Origin of the sequence: Chelatococcus composti (assembly GCF_014201415.1) — a bacterium.
Classification (GTDB): Bacteria; Pseudomonadota; Alphaproteobacteria; order Rhizobiales; family Beijerinckiaceae; genus Chelatococcus_A; species Chelatococcus_A composti.
Genome location: NZ_JACHEH010000003.1, coordinates 194,135 through 208,345 on the forward strand (window position 1 = coordinate 194,135; position 14,211 = coordinate 208,345).

Consider the following 14,211-nt stretch of genomic DNA (forward strand, 5'->3'; position numbering starts at 1 on the left):
GGCCGAGGATGTCCTGCAGCACGTTCAGCGCTCCCCGTTGCCGGCCGCGAGCGCGGCGAATGCCCTGAGCGCCATGGAGATGCCCTGCACTGCCAGCAGCACGGCGAAGGCGGGGATCAGCGTCTTGAGCAGGTAGACGAAGGGCAGGCCGCTCGTCTCGCGCGACCCTTCGAGGATGGTCCAGGACCGCGCCACATAGGGCAGGGAGACGTGGAAGGTCAGCACGGCGAGCGGCACGACGAAGAGCAGGGCCCCGAGAAGGTCGACGAGGGCCTGCCAGCGGGCGCCGATCCGCCCGTAGACGACATCGACGCGCACGTGCCCGTCCCGCGCGAGCACCGCCCCGCAGGCCAGCATGAAGGTGGCGGCGTGCAGGTAGATGACGCTTTCCTGCAGGGCGACGGAACCGATGCCGAAGACGTAGCGCATCAGCACCACGGCGAATTCGACGATCACCATCAGGATGGCGCACCAGGCGACCAGGTTGCCGATGGCGACGACGGGTGTTTCGAGGGCGGCGGCGAGGCGCGCGGGCAGACGGCGTGCGGGCTGGGCGTTTGGCACGGGGACACTCGCGGTGGGACGCGGGATGTGGTGAGGCGAGGGACTAGGGAGGAAGTGGCCGCCGGTCAATCATCAACAAGCAGCAGGCGCGCGCAAGCGCAGGGCGCGCCGCAGCATCCGGCGCGGGCCTCTGGGCTCAGCTCTGCCCGGCGCCGGCCCACAGGCCGGCGAGGAGCGAGAGGCCGAGCACGAGCACGAACGCCGCGGCGAGCACCTCGAGCCCGGCGACGATGCGGGTACCGGCAAGGCCGCGTCCGCCGGCGAGCCGCAAGGCGAGTGCCTTGGCGAAGACGGCGAGCGCCGCGAGCCCGCCGGTTGTCAGCGCCGTGCCGAAGGCCATGGCGAGCGTCGCGGCGACGCCGGCGAGAAACAGGCCCTGCGACAGGGCAAAGACGAGCACGATGAGCGCCCCTGAGCAGGGACGGATACCCGCGGCGAGTGCAATGCCCGCCATCTCGCGCCAGTCGCGCATGCGGTCCAGCACGTCCGGCGGGGGAATGTGCACGTGGCCGCAGTCCTCGCCGCAGGCTGCGGCACCCACCGGCGGCAGGCCGATGGTCACGAACCGGCCCGCCTTGCGCCACAGCACAACGGTCCCCATCGCCGCGACGGCGCCGAAGCTCGCGAGTTCCACAAGGCGCGCCGTCTCGCTGATGGAGCGCGCGGTTGCGTTGAGGGCGACGGCGAGCACGCCGACGAGCGCGATGGCGACGAGTGCCTGAACGAGGGCGGCAGCGAAGCTGAGGCCGAGCCCGCGCTTGAGCGAGCGGCCGCTGGCCACGATGTAGCCCGAGATAACGCCCTTGCCGTGGCCGGGGCCGGCCGCATGGAAGACGCCATAGGCGAAGCCGATGGCGATAAGGCTCCAGAGCGCCGCGCCATCCCGTTTCAGGGCCTGCACGGCGGCGGTGAGCTGGCGGTAGTACTGGCTCTGGATGGCAAGGATATAGGCGCCGAGGCCGGAAGGCTCCGGGGCGGCCTCGCGCAGGCCGGTGCCGAAGGGGTTGCGCGCGGGCGCGGGCGTCGACGTCGCATTCGCGGCGAGGAGGTGGGCGACGAGGGCGAGCCCGCCGGCCACAACCGCCACAGCGACGGCCGCCACGAGGATCCGCCGGGCCAGCAGGCGCGCGCCGGGCGCCACGTCCGTCACGCCGAGGCTCGTCACGGGCAGGCCACGAGCACACGGTTGGCGAAGTCGGCCCCGAAGGTCGAGTTCGCGCTGAGGTTCTCGAAGAAGCTTTCCGACAGGTCCTGCATCTTGGCCGGATCGGGCGTCTTGGGCCGGGTGATGCTGGTCTTGCAGCCGCTCGGACTGTCGGTGAGGCGCACGGCGTCCTCGCCCTCTGCCATGGCGAAGGAGACGAAATAGGTGGGGTCGTAGACCTCGAGCGACAGCAGCTTGTCGGCGCGCGCGGGCCTGGCCGCGGGCAAGGTGAAGGTGAGCGTCAGGGCGCCGTTGTCATAGGTCAGGCCATAGTCCGTCGGCCGGGCGAATGTGACCTTCACGCCATTGGCCTTGGCGACCGTGAAATAGTCGTATTCGTTGAGGGAGTCGACGTTGACTTCGGCGAGCTCGCGCAGCTCCTCGGGCGAGAACTTGCCGTCGCCGTCCTTGTCGAGCCCCTGCACGGCGAAGGCCGAGTAGGCCTCGTCGAAGGTCCAGACGTGCCGCACGCCGGTCATCTCCCCGTTGCCGTCGTAGAGCACCTCGCTGCGCGCCGTCACCCAGACATGGGGATGGGCCGCGGCGGGCGCTGCGACGAGCAGGGCCGACAGGGCAGCGACCACGGCGGCGGGGCATTTCATCAGCGCAATCATGTCGGCGTCATTCCATCCGGGCGGGAGCCAGGCGATGTCGCGAGCCTCGGCCCACAGGGTTAACCAATCGTTAACCAGCCGTCGCGCGAAGGCCAAGGCAGCATCCCTATCACATGGTCCGGCGAGTGGGGCGAAACCGAGGCGTCGTTGAGCCGGGGGCAGGCTGGAACGCTGCCAAGCGTTGACGCCCAACCACGATTATGTCAGCATTGCTGACATATCCAGAGTGCCAAGACCGGAAGCAATCCGGCGGCCGCGCCCCGACCAGGGTGCCAGGAGGAGGATCGGCATGGGTCAACCGGCCATTCGGCTCAGGGACGTGTCGCTCGACGACAAGTACGACCTGACGAAGAGTAGCGTCTTCATCACAGGCACACAGGCGATCGTACGCCTGATGCTGATGCAGAGGGAACGCGACCGGCGGATGGGCCTCCATACCGCCGGTTTTGTTTCGGGCTACCGCGGCTCGCCGCTCGGCGGCCTCGACCAGCAGTTTGAACGCGCCAGGCGCCATCTCGACGCGGCCGGGATCGTCTTCCAGCCCGGCCTCAACGAGGATCTCGCCGCCACGGCCGTCTGGGGCACGCAGCAGGCGGAGATGCGCGGCGAGGGCAGGTACGACGGCGTCTTCGCGCTCTGGTACGGCAAGGGACCGGGCGTCGACCGCTCGGGCGACGTCTTCCGCCACGCCAATATGGCCGGCACGTCGAAGCACGGTGGCGTCCTCGCCATCATGGGTGACGATCACACCGCCGAGTCCTCCACCGTGGCCCACCAGACGGAGTTCAACTTCGTCGACATGATGGTGCCCATCCTCAACCCGGCTGGCGTGCAGGAGCTGATCGACTACGGCCTCTACGGCTATGCGCTCAGCCGTTTCGCCGGCACCTGGGTGGCCCTCAAGGGCATGAAGGACACGGTGGAGTCGACGGCCATCGTCGACGGCTCGCTGGAGCGGCTCGACATCGTCGTGCCGGAGGACTTCCCGATGCCGCCCGGCGGGCTCAACATCCGGCCGTTTGACAACATCCTCCAGCAGGAGGAGCGGCTGCACGAATTCAAGCGCGAGGCGGCGCTCGCCTTCGTGCGCGCCAACCGGCTCAACCGCATCATCACCTCCGGCGGGCGCAAGCCGAAGATCGGCATCGTCACCGTCGGCAAGAGCTATCTCGACGTGCGCCAGGCGCTCGACGACCTCGGCATCGACGAGGTGCGCGCCAACGACCTCGGCATCCGCCTCTACAAGATCGCCTGCCCCTGGCCGCTAGGCTGGGCCGACCTGCTCGACTTCGTGAACGGCCTCGACATGGTGATCGTGGTCGAGGAGAAGCGCTCGCTCATCGAGGTGCAGCTGCGTGAGGAGCTCTACGGCACGGCGAACCAGCCGATCTGCGTCGGCAAGAAGGACGAGGAGGGCAACTGGCTCTTCCCGGTCAAGGGCGCGCTCGATCCCAACGACATTGCCATCGCCGTCGGCGAGCGCGTGCTGCGCTATCACCCGAGCGAGGAGCTCGCGGCGCGGGTGGAGCGCATCAGGGAGTTTCAGCGTGCCCTCAGGGAGGCGCCGGAGATCGCCAACCGCCTGCCGCACTTCTGCTCCGGCTGCCCGCATAACACCTCGACCGTAGTGCCCGAGGGCATGCGTGCCTATGCCGGCATCGGCTGCCACTACATGGTCCAGTGGATGGACCGTCGCACCGACGGCTTCACCCAGATGGGCGGCGAGGGCGCCAACTGGATCGGCGAGGCGCCGTTCTCAAAGCGCCGGCACGTCTTCCAGAACCTCGGCGACGGCACCTACAACCACTCGGGCATCCTCGCCCTGCGCTGGGCCATCGCGACGAAGACGAATATCACCTACAAGATCCTGTTCAACGACGCCGTCGCCATGACGGGCGGCCAGCACCACGAGGGCAACCTCACGGTGGACATGATCGCGCGGCAGGTGCGTGCCGAGGGCGTCGAGCGCATTGCCCTCGTGTCCGACGAGCCGCACAAGTATCCCGCGACCATGGAGTGGCCGGCGGGCATCACCTTCCACCATCGCGACGAGCTGGAGGCGTTGCAGCGCGAGCTTGCAGAGATCCCCGGCGTCACCGTGCTCATCTATGACCAGACCTGCGCCGCCGAGAAGCGCCGCCGGCGCAAGAAGGGCGAATTTCCCGACCCGGACAAGCGCGTCATCATCAACGAGCTTGTCTGCGAGGGCTGCGGCGACTGTGGCGTCAGGTCGAACTGCGTGTCGGTGCAGCCGCTGGAGACCGAGTTCGGCCGCAAGCGCTTCATCGACCAGTCCAACTGCAACAAGGACTTTTCCTGCATCAACGGCTTCTGCCCCTCCTTCGTCACCGTGCACGGCGCGGAGCTGAGGAAGCCCGCCCCGCTTCCGCTGGACGAGGGCATGAACGGCTGGGGCGAGCTGCCCGATCCGGAACTGCCGGCCTTCGACGGCCGCACGTGGAACATCCTCGTCACCGGCGTTGGCGGCACGGGGGTGGTCACGATCGGCGCCATCCTCGGCATGGCGGCGCATCTGGAGGGCAAGGCCTGCGGCATGATCGACATGGCCGGCCTCGCCCAGAAGGGCGGCGCCGTCTTCAGCCACGTGCGCCTGGCCGAGAAGCCGGAAGACATCCACGCCATCCGTATCGTCGCCGGTGAGGCAGACCTCATCCTCGGCTGCGACCTCGTCGTCACCGGCATGAAGAAGGTGCTCGCCGCCATCCGGCGCGACGGCACGGCCGTGGTCGTCAACACGGCGGAGGTGCATCCGGGCGAGTTTACCCGCAACGCGGACTATCACCTGCCGAGCGAGCGCATCAAGCGGGCGATAGCGGCGGCGGCGGGCGAGGACGTTTCCTTCGTCGACGCCACGGGCATTGCCACCGCCATCCTCGGCAATGCCATCGCCACCAACATGTTCATGCTCGGCTTCGCCTACCAGCGGGGCAAGGTGCCGGTTTCGGCCGCCGCGCTGGAGCGGGCCATCGAGCTCAACGGCCAGGCCGTCGGGCTCAACAAGGCGGCCTTCCTGTGGGGCCGGCGCGCGGCTCTGGAGCCGGCGCGCATCGAGCATCTCGTGGCGCCTGCCCGCGAGGCGACGCCTGCGCGGCACATGTCGCGCACGCTCGACGAGATGGTGGAGCGGCGCGTCGACTATCTCACCGCCTACCAGAACCGTGCCTATGCGGCGCGCTACCGGGCGCTCGTCGAGCAGGTGCGCGAGCGCGAGGCGGCGGTGAAACCGGGTTCCGCGGCCCTTGCGACGGCGGTGGCGCGCTACCTCTTCAAGCTCATGGCCTACAAGGACGAGTACGAGGTGGCGCGCCTCTACACCGACGGCAGCTTCGAGAAGCAGGTGCGGGCGACCTTCTCGGGGGAGAACCTGCGCTACGAGTTCCACCTCGCGCCGCCCATCCTCGGCCGCAGGGATGCCAGCGGCAACCCCCGGAAGACGAGCTTCGGCCCCTGGATACTGCCCGTGTTCCGGCTGCTCGCGAAGCTCAGGGTGCTGCGCGGCACGCCGCTGGACATCTTCGGCTACACCGCCGAGCGGCGCATGGAGCGGCAGCTGATCAGGGACTACGAGGCGCTCGTCATGGACCTTATGCAGGGCCTGACGCCGGAGAACCACGCGCTCGCCGTCGCGCTCGCCTCGATCCCCGAGAAGATCCGCGGCTTCGGCCGCGTCAAGCTGCGCCATCTCGAGGCGGCGAAGAAGGAGGAGGCGGAGCTGCTGGGGCGCTGGCGCGCCGGCGAGCCGAAGCTCGCCATGGCGGCGGAATAGGCCAAGCTTTCGGCGGCCTCGCCGGCCAGGCGCGGCCACCGTTTCACTTGATGAGGGCGAGCACCTCCCTGAAGCGGGGGTGCTCGCAATCCTGCAACCATTCGAAGATCACCATCTCGCTCGTGACGATCTCGATCCCGTGGCGGGCGAGACGCTCGAGCGCCGCGGCCCTGTTCGCCGGCTGGCGCGAGCCGACTGCATCGGCCACGACGATTGGCGCAAAGCCGTTGCGCTTGAGGCCGAAGGCCGTCTGCAGCACGCAGACATGCGCCTCCCAGCCGGCGACCAGCACCGTGTCGCGCTCCTCGTCGAGGGCCTCCTGCAGCTCCAGCTCGCGCGAGGCATCGAAGCTTGTCTTGGCCACGACGAGCTCCGGCAGGTCGCGCAATGCGTCGATGGTCGGGCCGAGGCCCTGCGGGTTCTGCTCGCTGGCGATGACGGGCACACCCAGGAGGCGGGCGGCAAGCGCGAGGCGCCGCGCCGCGGCGACAGACTGCTCCGCTTCCGCGATGGCGGGCGCGAGACGGCCCTGAAAGTCGACGAGAAGCAGGCAGGAGCGTTCAGCTTCGATGATCATTGCAGGATGACTTCCAAGGTTCGTCCGGTTCCGGCTGTCCAGGGTTCCATTCCGGGCGGGGCCGGGCAAGTGGGCCGAAGGGCAGACGAAAGGCTGAGGCAGGCGGCTCGGGCGACGCTTCGCTTGGCCGGCGAGGCTCTTTATAGTGTGCCGGCGACGCGGCAACGGGCAGTGCCTTGATCACGAGCGAGCACCTCCTTTCCATTGCGCGGTGGGCGCACGATCTTTCCCCTGCCGAGCGGGAGCGGGCGGCCAAGGGCATCGTCGAGCGCACTTATGCGCAGGGCGAGTACATCTGCCACCAGGGGGACCGTTTCGACAGCTGGTGCGGCGTCGTCAGCGGCCTCGTCAAGGTCAGCACCGTGTCCGACACGGGGAAGGCCGTGACCTTCACCGGCGTGCCGGCGGGCGGCTGGTTCGGTGAGGGTACGCTGCTCAAGGACGAGCCGCGCAAGTACGACCTCGTCGCCCTGCGCGCGACGCGACTTGCGCTGATGAACCGGGCCACCTTTCTCTGGCTGTTCGACAACAGCGTCGCCTTCAACCGCTTCCTCGTGCATCAGCTCAACGAGCGGTTGGGCCAGTTCATCGCCGTGCTGGGCTATGACCGCATGCTCGATGCACAGGCCCGCCTCGCGCGCGGGCTCGCCTGGATGTTCAACCCGGTGCTCTATCCGAGCGTCGGCAGCTACCTCGACATCAGCCAGGAGGAGCTGGGGCTGCTTTCCGGCCTGTCGCGGCAGATGACCAACAAGTGCCTGAAGGCGCTGGAGGACGAGGGGCTGCTGAAGATCGAGCACAGCGGCGTGCGCATCGTCGACCTGCCGCGTCTCGCTCGCTACGGCGAATGACGAGGGATGGGAATCGCCGCACGGCCGCTGCGGATCGGCACAAACCATATTTGATTTCGCGCACGGCTTCTGGCAGCGCGGACTGACCGGCGCAGGGCCGCAAGAGGCGGCGAAACGGGCGAAAAGGGCGGGAAAAACGGGCGGCGCAAGCCGGCATCCCAGCGAACACGGGCCTGTCCTGTCTGTCAAGCGGGTGCTTGCGGAGGCGCGGGCCGCCGCGCACTATTCGAGCATCAACGAGAGCCGGAAAAACCCGGCCAGAGGGAACGCCATGGCCCGATGGGGCCGAAGGGAGGAATGCGCCGTGACAGCGGTCGATTCCGGGCGGGCGGACACGTTCGCCAAGCTCCTGGCGCACAATGCGGCGGTGCGCGGCAACCGGCCGGCCTTCCGCCACAAGGATCTCGGTATCTGGCAGACGTGGACCTGGTCCGAGGTCTACGAGAACGTGCGCCGCCTGGCCGTCGGGCTCGACCGGCTGGGCCTGAAGCGCGGCGAGGCGATCGCCATCGTCGGCGGCAACCGGCCGAAGCTCTACTGGACGGTCATGGCCGCGCAGATGCTGGGCGCGGTGCCGGTGCCTGTCTATGCCGACGCTGTGGCGGACGAGCTTGCCTACGTCCTCGCCCATGCCGAGGTGACCTTCGCGGCGGTGCAGGACCAGGAGCAGGTCGACAAGATCCTTTCGGTCTCCGAGCGCCTGCCCCTGCTGCGCCACATGGTCTACGACGAGCCGCGCGGACTGCGCGACTACGACCACACGCGCCTGCACGCGATGACGGAGGTGATGGCGGAAGGCGAGGAGGCGTTGAAGGATCCCGACGTCTCGGCCTGGCTCGATGCCACGCTGGCCGCCGGCAAGGGCTCGGACGTGTCCATCATCCTCTATACATCCGGCACCACGGGCCGCTCGAAGGGGGTGGTGCTCACCGCAGAGCGCTGCATCGCCGCGGCGCGCGACACGGTGGCCTTCGACAAGCTGGGCGAGACGGACGAGGTGCTCGCCTACCTGCCGCTCGCCTGGGTCGGCGACCACTACCTCAACTACGCCCAGGGGCTCGTCGCCGGCTTCTGCATGGCCTGCCCGGAGTCGGGCGAGACGGCCATGCAGGATCTCAAGGAGATCGGCCCAACCTTCTATTTCGCGCCACCGCGCGTCTTCGAGCAGATCCTGACCCGCGTGATGATCCGCATGGAGGATGCGGGAAGTCTCAAGCGGCGCATGTTCCACTACTTCATCGGCGTCGCGAAGCGCTATGGCGAGAAGATCCTCAACGGGGAGCCGGTGCCGCTCCGCGGGCGGTTGCTCTACGGGCTCGGTCGCCTGCTCGTCTACGAGCCCTTGAAGAACGTGCTCGGCTTCTCGCGCATCCGCGTCGCCTACACGGCGGGCGAGGCGATCGGACCCGACCTCTTCTCCTTCTATCGCTCCCTCGGCCTCAACCTGAAGCAGCTCTACGGCCAGACGGAAGCCTTCCTCTACGTCACGGCCCAACCCGACGGCGCCATCAAGCCGGACACTGTCGGCCCGCCGATGCCCAACGTGGAGATCCGTCTCTCCGAGAGCGGCGAGGTGCTGTTCCGGTCGCCCGGCATGTTCACCGGCTACTTCAAGGAACCCGAGAAGACCGAGGAGGTGCTGACCGAGGATGGCTTCATCAAGACGGGGGATGCCGGCTTCTTCGACCCGGCCGGGCATCTCAAGATCATTGACCGTGCCAAGGACGTCGGCAGGCTCAACGACGGCTCGCTCTTCCCGCCCAAGTACATCGAGAACAAGCTCAAGTTCTTCCCCAACGTGAAGGAGGCCGTCGCCTTCGGCCACGGGCGGGACTTCGTCGCCTGCTTCATCAACATCGACCTCACGGCCGTCGGCAACTGGGCCGAGCGCAACAACGTGGTCTACGGCTCCTATCAGGAGCTCGCCGGCCACCCGCTCGTCTACGACATGATCGAGAAGCACGTGGACGAGGTGAACCGCGCTCTCGCGGCCGAGCCGATGATGGGCGGGGCGCAGATCCGCCGCTTTCTCATCCTGCACAAGGAGCTCGATGCCGACGACGGCGAGCTCACGCGCACGCAGAAGGTCCGGCGTTCCTTCATCGCCGAGCGCTATGCGCCGCTCATCACGGCGCTCTACGACGGCTCGCACGAGGCCGACATCACGACCGAAGTGACCTTCGAGGACGGCCGCAAGGGCACGATTTCGGCGCGGGTCAAGATCCGCGACATGCAGGTCTATCCCGCCGCGGTGAAGGAGAAGGCCGCATGAGGGCGCCCGACATGAATGCCGGTGTCGCGGCTGGCGACGTTCTGCTCGCCGTCGAGAATGTTTCCCTGCGCTTCGGCGGGGTGAAGGCCATCACCGACGTCTCCTTCGACATCCGCAAGGGTGAGATCCGCGCCATCATCGGCCCCAACGGCGCGGGCAAGACGTCGATGCTCAACGTCATCAACGGCTTCTACCACCCGCAGGAGGGGCGCATCACCTTCAAGGGCAAGACGCGCTCCAGGATGCGTCCCCACGAGGCGGCGCGCCAGGGCATCGCCCGCACCTTCCAGAACGTCGCGCTCTTCAAGGGCATGACGACGCTCGACAACATCATGGCCGGCCGCACGCTGAAGATGAAGCGCGGCTTCTTCTGGCAGATGCTGCGTCACGGGCCGGCTCTGGCCGAGGAGATCGAGCACCGCCGGGTGGTGGAGGAGATCATCGACTTCCTCGAGATCGAGGCCATCCGCAAGGTGCCGGTGGGGCGGCTGCCCTACGGCCTGCAGAAGCGCGTCGAGCTGGGCCGGGCGCTGGCCATGGAGCCGGATCTGCTGCTGCTCGACGAGCCGATGGCGGGCATGAACCTTGAGGAGAAGGAGGACATGTGCCGCTTCATCCTCGACGTCAACAGCCAGTTCGGCACCACCATCGCGCTCATCGAACACGACATGGGCGTGGTCATGGACCTGTCGGACCGCGTCGTGGTGCTCGAGTACGGCCGCAAGATCGCGGACGGCGTGCCGGACGAGGTCAAGAAGAACCAGGCGGTCATCGACGCCTATCTCGGCGTTCCGCACTGAGGGCGCATTGATGGACATTCTCTACAGCATCTTCATCGATCCCTTCGTGCAGATGGGCTCGGCGCCCGACCTCCTCGTGCAGACGCTGTGGGAGGGGCTGGTCTCGGGCGTGCTCTACGCGCTCATCGCGCTCGGCTTCGTGCTCATCTTCAAGGCGTCGGGCGTCTTCAACTTCGCCCAGGGCATCATGGTCGTGTTCGCGGCGCTCACCCTCGTCGGCCTCTATGAGGCCGGCGTGCCGGCGATCCTCGCGCTGATCCTGACCATCGCCGTGATGTTCCTGCTCGCCGTCGGCGTCGAGCGGCTCGTGCTGCGCCCGCTGGTGAACCAGCCCGACATCATCCTCTTCATGGCGACCTTCGGGCTCACCTACTTCCTCATCGGTTTCGGCGAGCTTGTCTTCGGCGGCAACCCGAAGGTGATGATCACGGACGAGCTCTACCTGCCGCGCGGTTCCGTCGAGTTCGAGATGTTCGGCGGCTTCGTCAGCCTGCAGAAGATCGACATCACGGCGGCCATCATCGCTTCCGTCATGGTGGCCGCGCTTGCCGTCTTCTTCCAGAAGACGCGCATCGGCCGCGCACTCAGGGCCGTCGCGGACAGCCACAAGGCGGCGCTGTCGGTCGGCATCTCGCTCAACCAGATCTGGATCATCGTCTGGTTCACGGCCGGCATCGTGGCGCTCGCCACCGGCATCATGTGGGGCGCGCGCTCGGAGGTGTCCTTCGCGCTGCAGATCATCGCGCTGAAGGCCCTGCCGGTGCTGATCCTTGGCGGTTTCACCTCGGTGCCTGGCGCCATCGTCGGCGGGCTCATCATCGGCGTCGGCGAGAAGCTCGGCGAGTTCTACTGGGGGCCGCTTGTCGGCAGCGGCATCGAGAGCTGGCTCGCCTACGTCATTGCCCTCGGCTTCCTGCTGTTCCGGCCGCAGGGCCTGTTCGGCGAGCGGATCATCGAGCGGATTTGAGGAGGCGGCATCCGTGTTCTACCGCGAAGCAGGCCAGTTCAAGACGAACTACGCCGCAGACATGGCGGTGTTCCCGATCCTGCAGGACAAGATCGGGATCGCCATCATCCTTGCGCTCGCCCTTGTCGTCATCCCTCTCGTGGGGAACGCCTTCTTCCTGTCGGTGGTGATGATCCCGTTCCTCGTCTTCGCGCTGGCGTCGATCGGGCTCAACCTGCTGACGGGTTACACCGGGCTGCTGTCGCTCGGCACGGCGGGCTTCATGGGGGTCGGCGCCTTTGCCTGCTACAAGCTGACGACGATCTTCCCCGAGGTGAACATCATCGTCTGGATCTTCGCCTCGGGCCTGTTCTCGGCGGCGGTGGGTGTGTTCTTCGGCCTGCCGTCGCTGCGCATCAAGGGTTTTTACCTGGCGGTCGCGACGCTCGCCGCGCAGTTCTTCCTGCAGTGGTGCTTCATCCGCATCCCGTGGCTCTACAACTACAACGTCTCGGGGGCGATCGAGGTGCCGACGCGGACCCTCTTCGGCATCCCCGTGACGGGGCCCAACGCCTCGCCCGAGATGCGCTACTATGTCGTGCTCGGCCTCGTCATCCTGCTGACGTGGATCGCGTCCAACCTCGTCCACGGCCGCATCGGCCGCTCGTGGATGGCGGTGCGCGACATGGACATTGCGGCCGAACTCATGGGCATCAAGCTGCTGCCGACGAAGCTGCTGGCCTTCGCCGTCTCGTCCTTCTACTGCGGCGTGGCCGGGGCGCTGATGGTCTTCCTCTGGTACGGGGGCGCCGAGCCGGAGGTCTTCTCCATCAATCAGTCCTTCCTGATCCTCTTCATGGTGATCATCGGCGGGCTCGGCAGTCTCATCGGTTCCTTCTTCGGGGCCGCGCTCATCTACATCCTGCCGATCGTGCTGCGCGGCGCGCCGTCCCTCGTCGGCCTCGACATCGGGGCGGCCACGGTCGAGCACCTGACGTTCATGATCGTCGGCGCGCTCATCATCGTCTTCCTGATTGTCGAGCCGCACGGACTGGCGCGGCTCTGGCAGACGGGCAAGCAGAAGCTCAGGGTCTGGCCTTTCCCCTACTAGCGCGGGAGGGCCGGGAACGAGCCGGACAACGGACGGGCGCCGCGTGTGATGCGGGGCGCTTCAACGGGAGGAAACGAAACATGGTGCGCAAGCTTTCCACCATCCTGGCGACCGCGATCGTGGCATCGGCCTTTGCGTTGCCGGCGAAGGCACAGGACTCGATCTACGTGCCGCTGTTCACCTACCGCACCGGCCCCTTCTCCGGTTCGGGCATCCCCATCGCCAACGGCATGCGCGACTATCTCACGATGCTCAACGAGCGCGACGGGGGCATCGGCGGTGCCAAGCTCATCCTCGAGGAGTGCGAGACCGGCTACGACACCAAGAAGGGCGTCGAGTGTTACGAGGCCGTGAAGGGCAAGAACCCGGTGATGATCAACCCGTGGTCGACGGGCATCACCCTGCCGCTCATCCCGCGCGCGGCCGTCGACAAGATCCCGATCCTGTCCATGGCCTATGGCCTCTCGGCCTCGGCGGATGGCGAGACCTTCCCGTGGATCTTCAACCCGCCGAACACGTACTGGGACGGCCTGTCGATGATCATCAAGTACATCGGCGAGCAGGAGGGCGGGCTCGACAAGCTCAAGGGCAAAAAGATCGGCTACATCTATCTCGACGCGGGTTTCGGCCGCGAGCCCCTGCCGCTGTTCGACCAGCTCGCGCGCGATCTCGGCTTCGAGCTCAAGCTCTATCCCGTGCCGGCCGACAGCATGCAGAACCAGTCGTCGCAGTGGCTGAGCGTGCGCCGCGACCGGCCCGACTACATGGTGCTGTACGGCTGGGGCGCCCTCAACCCGACCGCCGTGAAGGAAGCGGCGAAGATCAACTACCCCATGGAGAAGTTCATCTCCATCTGGTGGCCGGGCGATGACGACATGCGCTCGGCGGGGCCCGGCGGCAAGGGCTTCAAGACGCTCAACTGGCATGCGGTGGGCACGGACTTCCCGGCCCTGCAGGACATCCAGAAGCTCGTCGTCGACAAGGGCCTCAGCCAGGCGCCGAAGAACAGCGTGGGTGAGGTGCTCTACAACCGCGGCGTCTACAACTCGATGCTGATCGCCGAGGGCATCCGCAACGCCCAGAAGCTCACCGGCAAGACGGTGGTGACGGGCGAGGACGTGCGCCGCGGCCTGGAGACGCTCAACATCGACGAGGCCCGCCTGAAGGAGCTGGGGCTCGAGGGCTTCGCCGGCCCCATCAAGCTCACCTGCACGGACCATAACGGCCACCGTCCGGCCTTCATGCAGCAGTGGGACGGCGAGAAGTGGGTGAAGATCTCCGAACCCATCGAGCCGATGGCCGACCGCGTCAAGCCGCTGCTCGAGGCCGCCGCCAGGGACTATGCCGAGAAGAGCACCGGCTGGCCGAAGCGCACGGAGCCCTGCGACAAGCAGTCGTGAGAACCGGACGCTCCCTGGGAGCGTCTGGCAGCGATCCCCTTCCCCGCCTGGGGGAGGGGAGCGGGTAACGGGGCCGGGCGGGGGC

The 14,211-nt window shown here is 67.4% G+C and carries 11 protein-coding genes; 7 read left to right on the top strand and 4 right to left on the bottom strand.

Going from position 1 to position 14,211, the window contains the following annotated elements; all coding sequences use genetic code 11:
- Positions 1-24: 24 nt before the first annotated feature.
- From HNQ73_RS07180 to HNQ73_RS07190, 3 genes are all read right to left on the bottom strand, one after another.
- Positions 25-564, bottom strand: coding sequence for a TRAP transporter small permease subunit (locus HNQ73_RS07180; protein WP_183333696.1), 540 nt, complete (start codon positions 562-564; stop codon positions 25-27).
- Between the two features lie 136 nt (positions 565-700).
- Complete coding sequence (locus HNQ73_RS07185; protein WP_183333698.1) at positions 701-1,729, bottom strand: nickel/cobalt transporter; 1,029 nt, start codon at positions 1,727-1,729, stop codon at positions 701-703.
- On the bottom strand, positions 1,726-2,370 hold the full coding sequence (locus tag HNQ73_RS07190; RefSeq protein WP_244649986.1) for a DUF1007 family protein: 645 nt from the start codon (positions 2,368-2,370) through the stop codon (positions 1,726-1,728). Before HNQ73_RS07190 ends, HNQ73_RS07185 begins: the two co-directional genes overlap by 4 nt.
- 301 nt (positions 2,371-2,671) lie before the next feature.
- On the opposite strand from HNQ73_RS07190, the gene HNQ73_RS07195 reads away from it, so the two are divergent.
- A complete protein-coding gene (locus tag HNQ73_RS07195) occupies positions 2,672-6,169 on the top strand; it encodes an indolepyruvate ferredoxin oxidoreductase family protein (RefSeq protein WP_183333702.1) in 3,498 nt (1,165 codons plus the stop codon).
- Positions 6,170-6,212: 43 nt separating this feature from the next.
- On the opposite strand, the gene HNQ73_RS07200 is transcribed toward HNQ73_RS07195, so the two are convergent.
- Positions 6,213-6,746, bottom strand: coding sequence for an isochorismatase family protein (locus HNQ73_RS07200; RefSeq protein WP_183333704.1), 534 nt, complete (start codon positions 6,744-6,746; stop codon positions 6,213-6,215).
- A gap of 176 nt (positions 6,747-6,922) precedes the next feature.
- Here HNQ73_RS07200 and HNQ73_RS07205 point away from each other — a divergent pair, with 176 nt between their 5' ends.
- The 6 genes from HNQ73_RS07205 to HNQ73_RS07230 all read left to right on the top strand — a co-directional run bounded on the left by HNQ73_RS07205 (position 6,923) and on the right by HNQ73_RS07230 (position 14,126).
- A complete protein-coding gene (locus HNQ73_RS07205; protein WP_183333706.1) occupies positions 6,923-7,597 on the top strand; it encodes a Crp/Fnr family transcriptional regulator in 675 nt (224 codons plus the stop codon).
- Positions 7,598-7,868: 271 nt separating this feature from the next.
- Positions 7,869-9,869, top strand: coding sequence for an AMP-binding protein (locus HNQ73_RS07210; RefSeq protein WP_183333708.1), 2,001 nt, complete (start codon positions 7,869-7,871; stop codon positions 9,867-9,869).
- The gene (locus HNQ73_RS07215) at positions 9,866-10,669 is read left to right on the top strand and encodes an ABC transporter ATP-binding protein (protein WP_183333710.1); all 804 of its coding nucleotides are present in this window, start codon (positions 9,866-9,868) and stop codon (positions 10,667-10,669) included. Before HNQ73_RS07210 ends, HNQ73_RS07215 begins: the two co-directional genes overlap by 4 nt.
- Positions 10,670-10,679: 10 nt before the next feature.
- On the top strand, positions 10,680-11,636 hold the full coding sequence (locus tag HNQ73_RS07220) for a branched-chain amino acid ABC transporter permease (protein WP_183333712.1): 957 nt from the start codon (positions 10,680-10,682) through the stop codon (positions 11,634-11,636).
- Positions 11,637-11,649: 13 nt separating this feature from the next.
- Positions 11,650-12,726: a branched-chain amino acid ABC transporter permease gene (locus HNQ73_RS07225; protein ID WP_183333714.1), complete on the top strand. Its 1,077-nt coding sequence runs from the start codon at positions 11,650-11,652 to the stop codon at positions 12,724-12,726.
- Positions 12,727-12,806: 80 nt separating this feature from the next.
- Positions 12,807-14,126: an ABC transporter substrate-binding protein gene (locus HNQ73_RS07230; RefSeq protein ID WP_183333716.1), complete on the top strand. Its 1,320-nt coding sequence runs from the start codon at positions 12,807-12,809 to the stop codon at positions 14,124-14,126.
- Positions 14,127-14,211: the final 85 nt, after the last annotated feature.